Annotated in this window: 17 protein-coding genes and 1 tRNA gene; 10 read left to right on the top strand and 8 right to left on the bottom strand. The window is 67.3% G+C overall.

Features of this window, described 5'->3' with window-relative positions; all coding sequences use genetic code 11:
- From LC068_RS12110 to LC068_RS12100, 3 genes are read right to left on the bottom strand one after another with little or no spacing between them, the layout of a single operon-like run.
- Window positions 1-513 (bottom strand): DUF6468 domain-containing protein, encoded by a 513-nt coding sequence (locus LC068_RS12110; protein ID WP_226637551.1) that lies wholly within the window; start codon window positions 511-513, stop codon window positions 1-3.
- A 2-nt stretch (window positions 514-515) separates the two neighbouring features.
- On the bottom strand, window positions 516-1,580 hold the full coding sequence (fliM, locus tag LC068_RS12105) for a flagellar motor switch protein FliM (RefSeq protein ID WP_226637549.1): 1,065 nt from the start codon (window positions 1,578-1,580) through the stop codon (window positions 516-518).
- 1 nt (window position 1,581) lies between these two features.
- A complete protein-coding gene (locus LC068_RS12100) occupies window positions 1,582-2,238 on the bottom strand; it encodes a flagellar basal body-associated FliL family protein (protein WP_226637547.1) in 657 nt (218 codons plus the stop codon).
- Window positions 2,239-2,411: 173 nt separating this feature from the next.
- Between LC068_RS12100 and flgF the strand changes: the two genes are divergently transcribed.
- The 9 genes from flgF to LC068_RS12055 all read left to right on the top strand — a co-directional run bounded on the left by flgF (window position 2,412) and on the right by LC068_RS12055 (window position 9,485).
- Window positions 2,412-3,149: a flagellar basal-body rod protein FlgF gene (gene flgF, locus LC068_RS12095; RefSeq protein ID WP_226637545.1), complete on the top strand. Its 738-nt coding sequence runs from the start codon at window positions 2,412-2,414 to the stop codon at window positions 3,147-3,149.
- 46 nt (window positions 3,150-3,195) lie between these two features.
- Entirely contained in the window at window positions 3,196-3,984 is a 789-nt protein-coding gene (gene flgG, locus LC068_RS12090) for a flagellar basal-body rod protein FlgG (RefSeq protein WP_226637543.1), read from the top strand.
- Window positions 3,985-3,992: 8 nt separating this feature from the next.
- Window positions 3,993-4,748: a flagellar basal body P-ring formation chaperone FlgA gene (gene flgA / locus LC068_RS12085; RefSeq protein WP_226637542.1), complete on the top strand. Its 756-nt coding sequence runs from the start codon at window positions 3,993-3,995 to the stop codon at window positions 4,746-4,748.
- Window positions 4,749-4,758: 10 nt separating this feature from the next.
- Window positions 4,759-5,493, top strand: coding sequence for a flagellar basal body L-ring protein FlgH (gene flgH / locus LC068_RS12080; protein WP_226637540.1), 735 nt, complete (start codon window positions 4,759-4,761; stop codon window positions 5,491-5,493).
- A gap of 112 nt (window positions 5,494-5,605) precedes the next feature.
- Window positions 5,606-6,112 (top strand): hypothetical protein, encoded by a 507-nt coding sequence (locus LC068_RS12075; RefSeq protein WP_226637538.1) that lies wholly within the window; start codon window positions 5,606-5,608, stop codon window positions 6,110-6,112.
- Window positions 6,113-6,140: 28 nt separating this feature from the next.
- Window positions 6,141-6,575: a hypothetical protein gene (locus LC068_RS12070; protein WP_226637536.1), complete on the top strand. Its 435-nt coding sequence runs from the start codon at window positions 6,141-6,143 to the stop codon at window positions 6,573-6,575.
- Window positions 6,576-6,609: 34 nt separating this feature from the next.
- Window positions 6,610-7,128 carry a hypothetical protein gene (locus LC068_RS12065; protein WP_226637534.1) on the top strand — a complete coding sequence of 173 codons (519 nt, stop codon included), beginning with the start codon at window positions 6,610-6,612 and terminating at the stop codon, window positions 7,126-7,128.
- Window positions 7,129-7,193: 65 nt separating this feature from the next.
- Window positions 7,194-8,996, top strand: a complete 1,803-nt coding sequence (locus LC068_RS12060; RefSeq protein WP_226637533.1) for a DUF885 domain-containing protein — start codon at window positions 7,194-7,196, stop codon at window positions 8,994-8,996.
- Between the two features lie 45 nt (window positions 8,997-9,041).
- Window positions 9,042-9,485, top strand: a complete 444-nt coding sequence (locus LC068_RS12055; RefSeq protein WP_226637531.1) for a hypothetical protein — start codon at window positions 9,042-9,044, stop codon at window positions 9,483-9,485.
- Between the two features lie 717 nt (window positions 9,486-10,202).
- On the opposite strand, the gene LC068_RS12050 is transcribed toward LC068_RS12055, so the two are convergent.
- Together LC068_RS12050 and msrA are read right to left on the bottom strand one after the other, a co-directional pair.
- Entirely contained in the window at window positions 10,203-10,547 is a 345-nt protein-coding gene (locus tag LC068_RS12050) for an MmcQ/YjbR family DNA-binding protein (RefSeq protein WP_226637529.1), read from the bottom strand.
- Window positions 10,548-10,550: 3 nt separating this feature from the next.
- The gene (msrA, locus tag LC068_RS12045) at window positions 10,551-11,198 is read right to left on the bottom strand and encodes a peptide-methionine (S)-S-oxide reductase MsrA (protein WP_226637528.1); all 648 of its coding nucleotides are present in this window, start codon (window positions 11,196-11,198) and stop codon (window positions 10,551-10,553) included.
- 132 nt (window positions 11,199-11,330) lie between these two features.
- On the opposite strand from msrA, the gene LC068_RS12040 reads away from it, so the two are divergent.
- A tRNA-Ser gene (locus tag LC068_RS12040) sits at window positions 11,331-11,420 on the top strand.
- 134 nt (window positions 11,421-11,554) lie between these two features.
- Here LC068_RS12040 and LC068_RS12035 read toward each other — a convergent pair.
- From LC068_RS12035 to LC068_RS12025, 3 genes are read right to left on the bottom strand one after another with little or no spacing between them, the layout of a single operon-like run.
- Window positions 11,555-12,904 (bottom strand): MFS transporter, encoded by a 1,350-nt coding sequence (locus LC068_RS12035; protein WP_226637527.1) that lies wholly within the window; start codon window positions 12,902-12,904, stop codon window positions 11,555-11,557.
- 22 nt (window positions 12,905-12,926) lie between these two features.
- Window positions 12,927-14,330 carry an FAD-binding oxidoreductase gene (locus tag LC068_RS12030; protein WP_226637526.1) on the bottom strand — a complete coding sequence of 468 codons (1,404 nt, stop codon included), beginning with the start codon at window positions 14,328-14,330 and terminating at the stop codon, window positions 12,927-12,929.
- A 52-nt stretch (window positions 14,331-14,382) separates the two neighbouring features.
- The gene (locus LC068_RS12025; RefSeq protein WP_226637525.1) at window positions 14,383-16,488 is read right to left on the bottom strand and encodes a TonB-dependent receptor; all 2,106 of its coding nucleotides are present in this window, start codon (window positions 16,486-16,488) and stop codon (window positions 14,383-14,385) included.
- Window positions 16,489-16,553 lie beyond the last annotated feature (65 nt).

The following is a 16,553-nucleotide window of genomic DNA, read 5'->3' as shown; positions in this document are numbered from 1 at the left end:
TCAGGCGGCGAAGAGGTCTTCGTCCAGACTACGGCGGGCGCGGTTCAGGCTTTGTTTCGCAGCGTGGTTAGCGGCCAGCGCCTGCAGCACCGGCGCAAAGCGGTCGACCGCCTCGGGCTTGACCCCGGGGGCCACCGCCAGGCTCTCGACCTTCTCGAACAGATCGGAGGGTGCAGCGGCGCGGGGGGCCTCGTCGGCGACCGGCTCGGGTCGGGCCGCAACCGCCGTGCGGATTTCGCGTCCCTCGCGCGCGATCAGCGCTTCCAGTTCCTGCTTCAGGGCGCGCGCCTTGACGATCCGGTCGTGCAGCAGGTCGGTCTCCTGCCCGGCATCGCGCAGGGTCTTGAGCGCCGACTCGGCCCGTCCGGCCGCGGTGTTCAGTTCGGCGATCGCTCCGGCAAAGGCCGCCTGGCCTTCCTTGACCGCCTTCAGGCGCCGGTCCAGCCGCACGCCGTAGGCGATGGCGCTGACCAGCAGCAGCATCAGGATGGCATCGAGAACGGTTCCGATCATGGCTATCCCTTCTGCCTTGCCAGTCGTTCGGCCAGTTCGGCGCGGATGGGCGCCTCCACGCGGACCGCGATCTTCTGGCCCTTGCGGCCCATCCGCCCGGTGGTCAGCGGAATGGACCCGCTGCGGATGGAGATGGCCGAGTCCGGCGTGGCATTCAGCATCAGCGTGTCGCCGACCTTCAGGTCGAGAACCTTCGACAGGGGCACCTGCTGCTCGTCCAGCACGGCGCGCACCTCGGTGCCCGTCGTCCAGAGTTCGGTGGCAAGGTGGCCTTCCCAGATGTTGTCGCGGCCGAACTTCTCACCCATGAACTGCTGCAGCAGCATCTTCCGGATGGGCTCCAGCGTGCCATAGGGCAGCAGCAGTTCGATCCGACCGCCGCGGTCCTCCATGTCGATCCGCAGCTTGACCAGGATGGCGGCATTGGCCGGGCGGGCGATGGCCGCAAAGCGCGGATTGGTCTCCAGCCGGTCCAGGTTGAAATGCACGGGCGTCAGGGGCTCGAACGCCGCGCGGGCGTCGTTCAGCACCACCTCGACCATGCGCTGCACCAGCACCCGTTCGATCGTCGTATAGGGCCGCCCCTCGATCCGGAGTGCCGCCGTACCGCGACGGCCGCCCAGCAGCACGTCCACGATCGAATAGATCAGGTTCGAGTCGACCGTCAGCAGGCCATAGTTGTCCAGCTCCTCGGCCCGGAACACGGCGAGGATCGCCGGCAGCGGGATCGAGTTCAAATAGTCGCCGAAGCGGATCGACGAGATGTTGTCGAGGCTGACCTCGACGTTGTCGCTGGTGAAGTTGCGCAGGGATGTCGTCATCAGCCGCACCAGGCGGTCGAAGACGATCTCGAGCATCGGCAGGCGCTCGTAGGACACCAGGGCCGAGTTGATGATCGCCCGGATGCCCGACCGCTCATCATCGTCGCCGCTCATGTCGAAGCCGAGCAGGCTGTCGATCTCTTCCTGGTTCAGGACGCGCTCGGGCATCAGGCCCGCGCGTTCCTCGCCCGACCCCGAGGCGCCGAACGGATCGTCTTCGCTGTCTGCGAGGGCGGCCTGGCTCATCCTAGTTCACCAGCATCTCTTCGATCAGCACGGCATTCGCATGCCCGGGTGCCAGGATCAGATTGACCCGCCGCAGGATTTCGGCGCGCAGCTGGAAGTTTCCGGCCGAGCCGTTCAGGTCCTCGGTGCGCAGCTCGCGCAGGAAGCCCTGGAACATGTCCTGCAGGCGCGGCATCTCGGCCATCAGCTGATCGGCCAGATGGGCATCTTCCAGCTCCAGCGTCAGGCGCAGCTTCAGATAGGCCGGGCGACCGTCGGCGGTCTGAATGTTCACCACCATGTCGGGCAGGGTGTAGAAGGTCACGCCATCGGGCCCTTCGGTGATCTTGCCGAGCGCCGGATCGGGCTCGGCAGCGCCGCCCCCATGTCCACCACCGCCCTTGTCGGCCTTCTTGGCGCCGTGGCCGTCCGCCTTGGGCGCGTCATGTCCGCCGGCTTCCTCGCCACCCTCAGCCGCCGCAGGCTTGGGCGACAGCATGAAGAAGGCCCCGGCCCCGCCTCCGCCCAGCACCAGCAGGGCCACGGGGATGACGATGAACAGCAGCGGCAGCTTCTTCTTGGCGGGTGCGCCCTCGCCTTCGCCCTCCGCGCCCTCGCCGCCTTCGGCCACGGCGACATCGGTGGCATCGGCCTTTTTCTTCTTGCCAAATTTCAGCATGCGCTCTGGCCCCACTCTGACCCGCCTAAAGAACCGGGTTTTGGTTAACGGGGCGTTTAGAACCGGCATTTTCTGCCGGGCAAAGCGTCGCAGTAAAAACCTAACGCACTGATTTTAATGCGTTAACCTTACTGGCACGGCGCTTGCGACGGTCGGAGCGAAGGAGTTCCGCCTTGGAAAACGTCGCCTACATCGGATTGTCCCGCCAGATGACCCTGCGTCGCGAGCTCGACGTGGTGGCCAACAACATCGCCAATGCCAACACCACCGGCTTCAAGGTCGAGCAGCTGATGGTCGGCACCGAGATCGGCGAGGGCGCGCGCAATGACGCCATCCGTCCGGGCGTCAGTTTCGTGCTCGATCGGGGCGTGGGCCGCGACTACGGCCAGGGCCAACTGGAACAGACCGGGCGCGTGCTGGACTTCGCCATCGAGGGCGAAGGCGCCTTCTTCACCGTTCAGGATGGGGCGGGCGAGGCCTACACCCGCGACGGCGCCTTCACCATCAGCCCCGAAGGCCTGCTGGTCACGGCCGGTGGCCTGCCGGTCCTGGGCGACGGGGGCGAGATCCGCCTCGACCCGGCAAGGGGTTCCCCCCAGGTCGCCGGCGACGGCACCATCAGCCAGGACGGACAGGTCGTCGGGCGCCTGTCGGTCGTCCGCTTCGACACCCTGTCGGTGCTGGAAAAGGGTGGCAACGGCCTCTACCGCAACACCTCGAACGCCCAGCCCGTCGACGCCGCCGACGCCCGCATCCACCAGGGCATGCTGGAAGGGTCGAACGTCAATTCGATCCTCGAAATCACCAATCTGATCGAGATCAGCCGCAGCTATGAGCGGATCTCGAAAATGATCGAACAGAACAATGATCTGAGCCGCCGATCCGTCGAGCGGCTGGGGCGCGTGACCTGATGGCCCGCCGCCCCCACACCCCCTTCGCTTCAAGGAGACATCGCTCATGAGCGCGCTTCGGACCGCCGCCTCCGGCATGGCTGCCCAGCAGCTGAACGTCGAGGTCATCTCGAACAACATCGCCAACATGAACACGGTTGGCTTCAAGCGTCAGCGGGCCGAGTTCCAGGACCTGCTGTACCAGAACGTCGAGCGGATGGGCGGCAGCTCCTCGGCCCAGGGCACGGTGGTGCCGACCGGCATCCAGATCGGCGCGGGTGTGAAGGCGGGCAGCGTCTATCGCATCACCCAGCAGGGCGCGCCCACCCAGACCGGCAACCGTCTGGACCTGGCCATCGACGGCAAGGGCTATTTCCAGATCACCATGCCTTCGGGCGAGACCGCCTACACCCGCGCGGGCAATTTCTCGGTCAATGGCGAGGGCCAGGTCGTCACCGACGACGGCTATGCGCTGGAGCCCGCCATCAGCATCCCGCAGGACGCTATCGACGTCTACATCTCCAAGGCGGGCGAGGTTCAGGTGATCCAGTCGGGCCAGACCGAACCGACCGTGGTCGGCCAGATCGAGATCGCCACCTTCTTCAACGAGGCCGGCCTCGAGGCCATCGGCGACAACCTGCTGCTAGAGACCTCGGCCTCCGGCCCGGCCACCCCGGGCGCCCCCGGCGAGCCCGGCTTCGGCCAGCTGCTGCAGGGCTATACCGAGGCGTCGAACGTCGATGCCGTCTCCGAGATCAGCGCCCTGATCATCGCCCAGCGCGCCTATGAGATGAACTCCAAGGTCATCTCGACCGCCGACGAAATGATGTCGGTCTCAGCCCAGGTGAAGGGATGATGGCCCGGATGATCCGCCGCCTCACCCTGGGTGTCTGTCTCGCCTTCGCCGCCTCGGCGGCCCTGGCCACGGCGCCCGTCACCCTGCGCGACAATCCGGTCGACGACGACGGCCAGGTGACCCTCGGCGAGCTGTTCGAGGGCGCAGGCGCTGCCGCCGACATCGTCATCGCCCGCCGCGCGGGCCCGACCGTCGTGCTCGACGCCGCCATGGTTCAGTCCCGCGCCGGTCAGGCCGGTCTGGTCTGGACCAACCCGCGCGGCCTGCGTCGCGTGGTCGTCCGTCAGGGCGGCGCCGGCGCAGCCCCCGCAACCACCGCCTCCACTACGGCCAGCCGTCCGGGCGAGACCGTCGAGGTGCTGACCTTCACCCGCAGCCTCGCCGCCGGCGACATTGTGCGGCCCGAGGATGTGGCCTGGACCCCGGTGCAGGCTCATCGCGCCCCGGTCGGCGGCCCGGCGGACGCCGAAGAGGTTATCGGCCTGACGGCGCGCCGCGCCCTGCGGTCCGGCACCCCGGTGCTGGCCCGCGATCTGGCCCAGCCGCAGGTCATCGCCCGCAACGATCTGGTGCAGGTCTCCTACGTCGATCAGGGCCTGACCCTGACCATCACCGGCCGCGCCACCCGTGACGCCGCCGTGGGTGAGCCCGTGCCCATCGTCAATCAACAGTCCGGCCGCACCATCGAGGCCATCGCCACTGCCCCCGGCCAGGCCATGGTCGGCCCCGCCGCCCAGACCTTCCGTACCGCGTCCCGTCGTTAAGAGGCCCCTGATGCGCAAAGCCCTGACCCTCGCCGCCCTGACCCTGGCCCTGCCGCTGTCGCTGGGCGCCTGTTCGACCGCCGTCGAGGCCGTGCGCGGCCCGGAACTGGCCCCGATCGGCTATCCCGCCGCCCTCGTTCCGGTCCAGCAGCAATACCTGCCCGCACCGGAGACCCGGCCCGCCAGCGCCAACAGCCTCTGGCGCAGCGGCTCGCGCACCTTCTTCGGTGACCAGCGCGCCCGGCGCGTCGGGGATATCGTCACCGTTCGGATCAACATCGACGACCGCGCCCAGACCCAGAACTCCACCGAGCGCAGCCGCACCAATGACGCCTCCGGCGGCGTGACCAACTTCTTCGGGCTGGAGAACAGCCTCGGCCAGGCCTTCCCCGGCGGGTTCGACCCCGCCAACATGGTCGGCGTCCAGGGCCAGGCGAACGCCTCCGGCTCGGGCAGCGTCAACCGCTCGGAACGGGTCAATCTGACCATCGCCGCGGTCGTCACCGACGTTCTGCCCAACGGCAATCTGATTATCCAGGGCCGTCAGGAGGTCCGCACCAACCGCGAGGTGCGCGAGCTGACGGTCGCCGGAATCGTCCGCCCCGAGGATATTTCCTCGGCCAACAGCATCGACCACACCCAGATCGCCGAGGCCCGCATCTCCTACGGTGGCCGGGGCGACATCAGCCGCATGCAGGCCACCCCGGCGGCCCAGTCTCTGGTCGAGCGCTTCAGCCCGTTCTGATCGCTCCCCTCCTATCCCCCGACGCACCCCCGGCAGTTTTTGCCGGGGGTCCAAGCTTGGCCGTGAACCGTTAACGGCCGACCGCGTTTCTTCCGGCAACAGAGGTGTTGCCATGCTGAAGATCCTGATCCCCGCCGTCGCCGCCCTGGGCCTGGTTGCCCACGCTGCGCAGAGCTATACCGCCGAAGAGGGCGTCGCCCCGACGCTGCTCGACAGCGTGGCTGCGGCTCCGGTCGAGATTGCCCCGCCCGCCCCCGCGCTGGACTGGCATTTCCACAAGGAAGGCGACACCGCCAAGCTGGCCTATGGCGTTGCCAATTCGGACCAGCTGGTGCTGATGCTGACCTGCACGGCGGGCGACGACAAGGTCGCCACTCTGGGCTCGGTCCGCGCCGTCGCCGAGACGGCCTCTGACGAACAATCCTATGAAGACCCGATGACCGGCGGCGTCCTGCACGAGGCCGCCATCGACAAGGCGGACTCGGCCCTGAATGCGCTGGCCGCCACAGGCACTATGACGGTCGAAACGGCCAATGGCATGACCGCTCTGGGTACGTCGTCTTCGGACAAGGCGGCCGTGAAGGCCTTCTTCGCCTCTTGCGGAACCCCGCGCGGCTGATCATCTCTTCCGGACCGGGGAGGGAACCATGGTCCTGACGACGCTTGCCGCATTATTGAGCCTGACCGCCGGGCCGTCGCAGGCCGACGGTTGGGTGTGGTCGCTCTATGAGGACGCCCGCGAGACCGTGCTCGCCCGCGAAATTCCCGACACCGACCGGCTGACCACCACGCTGGCCTGCGCGCCGGGCTCGGGCCGGGTGGTCGTCAGCTTCTATGACTTGCCGGCCCGGTCGGGCTTCGCCAGCTTCCGCTCCGGTGACGCGAGCGGCACGGCCGAAATGGCGGCCGGAGACGCCTCCGATCCCTTCTCGCTGACGCTGCGCACTGACCATCCGGCCATGGCCAATTTCGTCGCCACCGGCTCTCTGGAGGTCGTGTCCGGCGACCAGACCCGTGTGGTCACCTTCTCGCGCCCCCACCTTGCCAAGCTGCGCCGCTTCACGGAAATCTGTGCGGACTGAGCGCGCTCCTGCGCTCGCTAGCCGTGGACCCGTCATGCGCCCCTCCGCCTGGCCCCTGATCGTCGCCGTCGGCGGCGCCCTGTCGCTGGGCGCCTGCGCCTCCATGGAGGCCACGCCGGATCAGCTGATGCCCCCGGGCAATCCGGACGGAGCGCCCCAGCCGATCGCCGACCACGACTGGTTCCTCGATAGCGACCCGGACGCCGCCAGCCTGGTCTACGGCCGGGTCGAGAGCGACGACGTCTGGCTGACCCTGTCATGCCTGCGCGGCAGCGGCCGGCTGGAACTGATGCGCCCGGCCGACGCCGACCGCCAGCCGGTCATCTATCTGGAGTCCGGCGGCGAGACCGAGCGCTTCACGGGCCGCATCGAGGCCTCCGAGCTGTTCGAGCATGGCGAGGTCATCGCCGAGGCATCGACCACGCCCCCGGTCTTCCAGCGATTCCGTCGGCTGGGCTGGCTGGGGCTCCATGATGCCGACGGCCGCGCCCTGATGGTCGCCCACCCTGCCTCCTCTGGCGGCGTAGAGCGCTTCTTCGCCTTCTGCGGCTGAGCCTTCGCTTGACGGGACGAGCCCCCTCGTCTCGACTGGCCGCTCGACGTCAGGGGGAAAGACATATGAACAGACCGGTTCTTGCGACGGCGCTCGCGGCGCTCATGATCGGCGCCTCGGCCTGCGCGACACCGGCCTCCGGACCGGCGACGCCGCCCACCGCCACGGCCCCCACCGCCAGTCAGGCCCTGGCCGCCGTCATCGCGGACTATGAGTCCTTTCTCAAACGCCACGACCCGTTCGGTGCCGCGCAGGAAGGCGACGAGGCCGCGAAATCCCGTCTGCCCGACCTGTCGCGTCAGGGCGAACTGGCCCGCCGCCCGGAGCTGGTCGCCCTGTCCGAGCGTCTGGCCGCTATCGACGTCTCTGCCCTCAGCCCGGCCGAGGCCCAGAACCACGCCTTTGCCAGCTGGCTGATCACCCGCGCCATCGAGGGCATCGACCTCGACGTCTCGCGCATGGCCTTCAACTCCGAGGGCGGCTTTGGCCAGTCGGCGGCCTATATCGCCGGCTCGGCGCGCCTGACCGACCGCGACGCTGTCGAGGCCTGGCTGACCCGGCTGGAAAACATGGCCCCCCTGTTCGACGCCACCCTGGCCAATGCCCGCCGGGGCCTCGACACCGGCCTTCTCCAGTCGCGCTCCGTGGTCGAAAGCGCCCTGCTTCTTGCCGACACCGATGTCGCCCTGACCGCCGCCACCGATCCCCTGCTGCGCCCCACCGCCAACCTTCCGGCCTCCCTCCCCGAGGCCGAGCGACTGGCCTATCAGGCCCGCGCCGAAGCCATCGTCCGCGACCACATCCAACCGCGCCGCCGCGCCTGGCGGGACTTCCTCAAGGACGACTATCTGCCGGTCGCGCCCGAAACCCCCGGACTGGTCCATCGCCCGGGCGGCCGCGACATCTATGCCTGGCTGGTCCGCGGCTACACCACCACCGACCTGACCCCCGAACAGGTCCACCAGATCGGCCTCGATGAGGTCGCCCGTATTCGCGGCCGGATGGAGATCGAGATGCGCGCCGCCGGCTGGACCGGCGACTTCCCCGGCTTCCTGACCTTCCTGCGTACCGACCCGCAATTCTACGCCAACACCCGCGAAGAGCTGCTGGAAAAGGCCTCGGAGATGGCCAAGCGCGCCGATGACGGCCTGCCCGCCCTGTTCGGCACCCTGCCCCGCCTGCCTTATGGCGTCCGGCCCGTCCCCGCCGGGATCGAGGCAAACTACACCACCGGCCGCTACTTTCCCGGCTCCATGCAAAACGGCGTCGCCGGCGGCTATATGGTCAACACCTCGAAACTGGATCAGCGCCCGCTGTACGAGCTGCCGGCCCTGACCCTGCACGAGGCCGTGCCCGGCCACCATCTGCAGATCGCCCTGCAACAGGAAGCCGCCGATCAGCCCTATTTCCGGCGCGACGCCAATGTCACTGCCTTTACCGAGGGCTGGGGCCTCTATGCCGAATTCCTCGGCGAGGAGATGGGCTTTTACCGCACCCCTTACGAACGCTTCGGCCGCCTCAGCTACGAGATGTGGCGCGCCTGCCGCCTCGTGGCCGACACCGGCATGCACTGGATGGGCTGGTCCGTCGAACAGGCGCGCACCTGCTTCACTGAGAACTCGGCCCTGGCCCCGCACAATATCGAGACCGAACTGCAGCGCTATGTCGGCTGGCCGGGGCAGGCCACGGCCTACAAGATCGGCGAGATCCGCCTGCGCCAGATCCGCACCCGCGCCGAGACCGCCCTGGGCGAGGACTTTGACGTCCGTGCCTTCCACGATGCCCTGCTCGTCCCCGGCCCGCTGCCGCTTGGCTTGCTGGATGATCACATGGAGCGCTGGATCGAAACGCAGCGGGCGAAGGAGTGACGACCCGGTTGCCGCCCTCCGTTTGACCCTCAAGGAAAGCCCAGGATGCTCAATTTCATCGCCATCATCGCGGCCGCAACCAGCCTCATGTCCGGCGTCCAGGAGCCGGGCGACTGGCGTCAGGTCGATGAAGGCCCTGAATTCTTCGCTGCTCTGGATGTGAACAGCATCAGCGGTCCTCCAACTGCCCGCAAAGCCCTCGGCGTCCGGGTCTCCCCCCAGTCCGACGGGCTTTCCGGATATTTGATTGTGGACCTCGTGTTCAACTGTGAAGCACTGACCTTCGGCGCCGACAAGATCACATTCTTTGCCCTGGATGGCACCCTCATCGAAGAGTTTGACTGGCCGTCGGACCCTGCCCCGATCAACGAAGAAGAAGGGAACCTCGGGGCCGCCAACGCCGTCTGCGACGGGCAAATGCCCCCGGGTCCCGGCTTCGGATCGGCCCAGGCCTATGCCCAATCCATCCGCGCATCCACCGGCTCCTGAAACGCAGCTGATTTCGCCTGTCTCCTCCCCATCCGTGATGGGAGGAGACAGAAAGTCCGTCATCCTCGGGCTTGACCCGAGGATCGGTGCCGCCCGCGACGGGAGACGGTCTGGATGGACCGATCCTCCGATCAAGTCGGAGGATGACGATGGGCTAAAGGGCACAGCTACGATAGCCGCCCCCGAATTCCTCCGCCCGTTCAACACCCCCACCGTTTCCCGCCCCGACTTCCCCGCCTCGGCCCAAGCCTGTGCGACTCTCCCCCCGTCCCGTTGCACGGAGGGCTCGTAAGGCCTGCGACCTTGTGAGCGGCGGGAGCGATGGAGCGGGATCAGGCCTCAGGGCCTGAACACCCTCGATCTCCGCCTCCGGGTGCGGGATCAGGGCAAGGGTCGAGGGGGATACTCGGCCGTTCCGGGACGGGGCGCAGGCCTCGCCCGCCCGCCGGGGGCGCTGCGGTAAGGCGATAACACCGCCACCCGACGCAAGCTTCCGGAAAACCACCGCGCGGAGCGTCAGCCTTCGTCGAAACGGTAAAACACATCTTCTCCGGGCGAAGGCCCGGCGCTCCGCCTGCCCTCCACCTCTGCCGCGCGCGGCGAGAGGCGCTTCCGCTCATCTCCTCCCCCATCGGGGGAGGGGGACCGTCCGAAGCCCGAAGGGCGAAGGAGGGTGGAGGGGGCAGCGCCGCCGTCAGAAGACAGGAGCCTCACCCCCTACCCCAGCCCCAGCTCGGCCCTCGCCTTCCTCGTCAGCTTCGCCGCGATCAGGGCGTGGGCGGTCTTCAGGTGATCGGCCAGGTCGGTCTCGTCCCAGCTGGCCGGATCCTCGACCTGCACCCATTTGGCGCGCGCCATATAGGGGGCGGGCGCCGCGTGCCCGGCCTCGGTCAGCACCTCATAGGCAATGTCCGAGACCTTGAAGCTGAGCGCGCCCTCACCGCCCACGATGGCGAACATCTTGCCGCCCACCTTGTAGACGTCGTGGTCCTCGCCGAACGAATGGGTCAGCTCCGTCGCCGGCAGCGCCAGGCAGACCCGTCCGATCCCCGCCCGGTCCATCGATCAGGCTTCCACGCCGACGCCGATCGGGCAGACCACGCCGGTCCCGCCGATCCCGCAATAGCCGGCCGGGTTCTTAGCCAGATACCCTTGGTGATAGTCCTCGGCGTAATAGAAGGGCCCCAGCGCCTCGATCTCGGTGGTGATCTCTCCGCGACCCGCCTTGGCCAGCGCCGCCTGGTAGGCCTCGCGCGACCGCTCCGCCTCGGCCTTCTGGGCCTCGTTCACATAATAGATAGCCGAGCGATAGGTGGTGCCGATGTCATTGCCCTGGCGCATGCCCTGGGTCGGGTCGTGGTTCTCCCAGAAAGCCTTCAGCAGGTCGCCGTAGGAGATCACCTTCGGGTCGAACACCACCTTGACAACCTCGGTGTGGCCCGTGCGCCCGGTGCAGGTCTCCTCATAGGTCGGATTGGGGGTCATCCCGCCGGAATAGCCGACCGCCGTCACCCACACCCCCGGCAGCTGCCAGAAGATGCGCTCGACGCCCCAGAAACAGCCCATGCCGAACACCGCCGTCTCGAACCCCTCGGGATAAGGGCCCTTCAGCGGATTACCGCTGACAAAGTGGAACTCATCGGTGGGCAGGGGCTCGGCGCGGCCCGGCAGGGCGGTCTCGGCCGTGGGCATTTGGGTCTTTTGCGACAACATGGCGGGTCTCGATCAAAACAAGTGAGGCAAGGCATATGGGGTGTCTCCCCCGACTTGCCGAGAGGGCCAGTCTGTTCTATCAGCCTCGCCTCTCGCGGGTCGACTGCCCGCGCGTTTCCGCGATGTGGAAATGGACAGGTGGCGGAGTGGTCGATCGCGCACGCTTGGAAAGCGTGTGTACGTGAAAGCGTACCGAGGGTTCGAATCCCTCTCTGTCCGCCATCGCTACCCACAGAATATCGACGATTAAATAGCGTCGCCCTAGACCCCGCGGACTCGAAGGGGAGCTGGCACGTCGGCTCCATCTGAGCGACGCCACCGGCTACCCGGGATCTGCTGATCAACCGCCTGCGCCCTCAGTCCGCTGTGGCATCGGGCACGGGCTTTGGCGCGTTCAGCATCGCGATCACGAAGCCCGCCAGTGACACGACGCCCACGCCGACTCCGACGATGGCGAGCGACAAGGCCAGCTTCGCCTCGCCGCCCAGCATCTGACTTCCGAGGCTGACGAGGATCGGAGACGCCCCCATACCAATCAGTGTCCCGAGGATCATGAAGGCGCCGAGGCAGGTGCCGCGTTCCTCGTTGGGGACCAGTACTGCGATGGCGGTGGCAGTCACCAGCCCGCAGACGGTGCCGGAAATCATCAGGATCAGCAGGACCAGGCCGAACATCGTCGTATCGGTCATGATCGGAAACAGGCCGGCCGGCACGCCGATGGCCGCCGCAACCACGGCCCCGATCAGGACGCCCCCCCGCAGGTTGCGCTTGTGACCCCAGTCGGCGACCACGCCGCCCATGATGGACCCGACAACCCCTGCGATAATCAGCACGCCGCCGATCAGGGCAGCCGCCTGACCGGGGCTCTGGGCAAAGTCGCGGCTGAGGACCGGCGCGGCCCAGATGGTGGCCGCAACATCCGCCATGGTCACTGTGATCTGGCCGACGAACAGCGGCGCCAGAAAGCCCCTGCGGCGCCACAGGGCCGACGTCATGGCGCGGAAGCTGGCATTGACCTGTTCAACCTCCTGGCGGGCTGGCTCGGCGAGGGCCAGAAGGGGCAGGATCAGGACCGCGCTCAACACGCCCAGCAAAAGGCAGACTTCGCGCCAGGCCTCCAGCTGGACGAAGGGCGGGTCGACCTGTCCCGAGAACAGGGTGAACAGGGCCCCGCCCGCGACAAAGGCTGCCGCGCCGCCGAACACATTGCCCATCGACAGGAACAGCAGGGACCGGCCGCGGCTGGCGGGCAGCGACATGTCCGCCGCCACCGAAATGGCCACGGGCACCACGCAGGTCCCGCCGACACCCGCCAGCATCCGGGCGAGGAACAGCATCTCGAAATTGGGTGCGAACGCCGTAGCGATCGTCCCGACCGTCCAGGCGATCGCCAGGCCGATCAGGATCCGGGTCCGCGTCGCCCGGTCCGCCAGCCAGCCGAGCGGCAGGGAGATGATGGCCACGGGCACGGCTGCGGCGATGCCCTGCACAAGACTGATCTGAAAGTCGGACAGGCCGAGACTGATCTTTGCGACCTCCTGTATCGGCGCGAACAGGGTGCGGGTTGTGGCCCCGCACAGGACGATCAGGGCCAGCAGCAGGATCCCACCCCAGGCCGTGCGCGTCAGCGACGTCGGCGGGGGCGCTGGGGGTGTAGCCGCTTCAGCCACGGCATCCGTGACCGTGAGGCCGGCATCGGTTCCCATCAGGATACTCCCAAATGGCGGGTCAAAGACTGAAGATCTTGCCGGGATTGAACAGGTCGTTCGGGTCCAGCGCGCGCTTGATCAGGCGCATGGTCTCGACCGCTTCGCCCAACTCCTCGACCAGCCAGTCCTGCTTGCCGAGGCCAATCCCGTGCTCGCCTGTACATGTGCCGCCCATGTCGAGGGCGCGCCGGACCAGACGGTGGTTAAGCGCCTCGGCCTCGGCCTGTTCCTCGGGCTTGTTCGGATCGATGACGAAGACGACGTGGAAATTGCCGTCGCCGACATGGCCGAGAATGGGGCCCGGTATGGACGCGGTCTCGAGGTCGGCCTTGGTTTCCAGAATGCACTCAGCGAGCCGGCTGATGGGCACGCAGACATCGGTCGGCCAGCCGACGCAGCCCTTCCGCAGGCCGACGGCCGCATAGTAGGCTTGGTGCCGGGCTTTCCACAGCCGGTCGCGATCCTCAGGGAGAACCGCCCACTGGAAGGCATTGCCCCCATTGCCGGTGGCCAGTTCGGACACGGTCTCGACCTGCTCCTGGACATAGCGCTCGGAGCCGTGAAACTCGAAGAACAGGGTGGTGGTCTCGGGATAGTCGAGATCGGACCAGGCGTTGACGGCCCGCATCTGGACGTCGTCCAGAATCTCGACGCGGGCCAGCGGTATCCCCAGCTGGATCGACTGGACCACCGTATCGACCGCGCCCGCCATGGTGTCGAAGCTGCAAACCGCCGACAGGATGGACTCAGGGATACCATGCAGGCGCAGGGTGACTTCGGTGATGATGCCGAGCGTGCCCTCGGCCCCGATCATCAGCCGGGTCAGGTCATAGCCGGCGGCCGATTTGCGGGCCCGCCGCGAGGTCCGGATGTCGCGCCCGTCGGGAGTGACCACCCGCAGGCTGAGGATGGCCTCGCGCATGGTGCCATAGCGCACCGCATTGGTGCCCGAAGCTCGGGTCGAGGCCATGCCGCCGATCGTGGCATTGGCGCCTGGGTCGATGGGGAAGAACAGGCCGACATCGCGCAGGTGCGCGTTCAGCTGCTCGCGTCGGACACCCGCCTGAACCGTGCAGTCGAAGTCCTCGGCATTGACCTCGAGGATGGCGTCCATCTGCGACAGGTCGACCGTCACACCCCCCCGGACCGGCGTGGTGTTGCCTTCAATCGAGGTGCCCGCGCCATAGGGGATGATCGGGGTGTCATGCGCGACGCAGGCCTTGACCAGGGCAACCACTTCTTCGGTCGATTGGGGGAACACCACGGCATCCGGCAGCACGGTCGCAAAGTGCGACTCGCTGGCACCGTGCTGGGCCCGGATCGCCTCGGTCAGGTTCAGCCGCTCCCCGAAGAGGGCGCGCAGGCGGTCGACCAGTTCGGACTTGAGGCCGGTCGGCCCCGGGGCGAAGGAGGGGGCGTTCATCCCCCCCTCCCCGCCGGCCCATGCGCGATGACAAGGTCGGTCACGTCAGGCCTCAGAAGCTGTAGCCCAGACGGATGCCGACGCGGCGACCGTCGCCGATCTGCCCGAGGTTGCCCAGCGCGGGCAGGCCCGCGACTGTCAGAACCGAGCTGTCGATATAGGCTTCGTAATAGTCCTCATCGAGCAGGTTATTGGCAAAGATCGAGGCCTCCCAGCCATCGCCCTGATAGGTCAGGGAGGTGTTGACCAGGAAGTATTCGTCCAGCTTCGGCGCGAAGGTGTTCGACAGGCTGGCGCCGTTGCGGTCGCCCTTGCCATACACCCCGGCGGTGAAGACGAAATCGCCCGCGCCATAGGGGATGACGTAGTCGCTCTGCAGATTGACCGTCCAGTCGGGCAGGAAGGGGATCCGGTCGCTAGGCAGGGTCCGGCCGGTGATCACCTCATACTGGGTCGAGTCTGTGATGCGGGCGTTCTGCAGCAGACCACCGCCGCTCAGCGTCCATACGTCCGTCAGCTGCGCGGTGAACTCGACCTCTATGCCATAGCTTTCGGCGTCACCGGTGTTGAGGTTGATGCCGACGAAGCCGCCGCCGCCGACGATGGGCGCCAGGCTGTTCTGGGCGATGATGTCGCTATAGTCGTTGTAGAAGACCGCACCGGCCAGGGTGAAGCGGTTGTCGGCACTGCTGAGCTTGGTGCCAGCCTCATAGGTCCAGACCGAGTCACCGTCGTAGACAGGGTTGGGCGCGCCCGGCCCATTGGTGCCGCCGCCGCGGAAGCCGCGCGCCACCGAGGCGTAGATCATGGTATTGTCGTCCAGCCGCTTGCGCAGGGCCACACGCGGTTGCCACTCCTCGGCCTCGTAGCGCGAGGTCACGACGTTCTGGAAATTGATCACCTGGTTGTCGTAACGCAGGCCGACGGTCAGCTCGAGATCCGGCGCGATATCCCAGAAGGCCGTTCCGAACACAGCCCAGATGTCCGCGTCCGACTCGGCATTGGCCGTGACGGACGGGGTGCCCGGGAGGAACATCAACTGGTTGGTCGAGCTCTGTTCATTGGTCTGGTTGGAGCTAAACACGCCGAACAGGGTCGAGACGCTGTCAGACCAACGGGTGTCGAAGCGCAGTTCGGCGCTGGTCGTTTCCAGCTGGCCGAAACCGGTGGAGCGGATCAGGTCCAGCGGCTGGAAATCACCGTCCGAAGACACCTCGTTGTCGCGCCGGTCGTACGAGACGATGGCCGTCAGATCGGTGGCCTCGCCCAGCGGCAACTCCAGTTTGCCGTTGATGCCGGTGTAGTCGTACTCGGCCTGGCTGCGGACATTGGTCTGGGCATCATCGACATAGTCGGTCGGTCCGCTGGTCACGGCATAGAGCGGCGCCGTGCCATCGACGGAGTCGGCAAACGCATTGACGGTGATGACGGCATTGCCCGGGGCCAGCCAGCGAAGGGCGCCGCGCACGGTGCTCTGCTCCAGGCGGTTGGCGTCCTCATAGCCGAGCAGGCTGTTCTCGATGAAGCCGTCGCGGCCCTGCGTTCCGACCGAGACCCGGGCGAACAGGGTGTCCTCGATCAGCGGTCCCGAAGCCGTGGCGCCGAAGATGTAATAGTTGTCCGGGCCGGCATAGGTGGCGGTGACCCGGCCTTCCGGCGTGTTGGTCGGCTGTTTGGTGGTGACGTTGATCGCTCCGCCCAGGGTGTTCTGGCCGAACAGGGTCGACTGCGGCCCGCGCAGCACCTCGATCTGCTCGACGGCCAGCGTCGGGCTATTCAGATAGGAGGTGTTGGCCTGATAGACGCCGTCGACGAAGATGCCGACGCCCGGCTGAACCGAGTCCAGCAGGGTGGTGCCGATGCCCCGGATCGACAGGAAGCCGCGTCCGGCAGCGTCCGAGTTGATGTTCAGACCGGGGGTCACAAGCGCAACGTCGCGGACCGAGGTCAACTGACGGCGCTCCAGCGTTTCCGCCGTGATGGCGGTGACCGAGAGGGGCACGTCGGCGAGACGTTCCTCGCGCTTCCGGGCCGTGACGATGATCTCGTCGACCTGGGTGGCAGCGGGTTCCGTCGCAGGAGCCTGCTGGGCGAAAGTCGCGCCGGCGCTGAGCGCGAGCGTGGCGACACTGGTGGCGAGAATTGTGGCGTAGCGCATGGTTTGTCCCCCCTCGGAGTGCTCCGGATGAGTCCGGTAGCGATTGCCCCTAGGGCTAGGGTAAA

The organism is Brevundimonas poindexterae (assembly GCF_020524625.1).
GTDB lineage: Bacteria > Pseudomonadota > Alphaproteobacteria > Caulobacterales > Caulobacteraceae > Brevundimonas > Brevundimonas poindexterae_A.
Note: the sequence above shows the minus strand (reverse complement) of the source record. Positions and strands in the feature narration are given on the sequence as shown.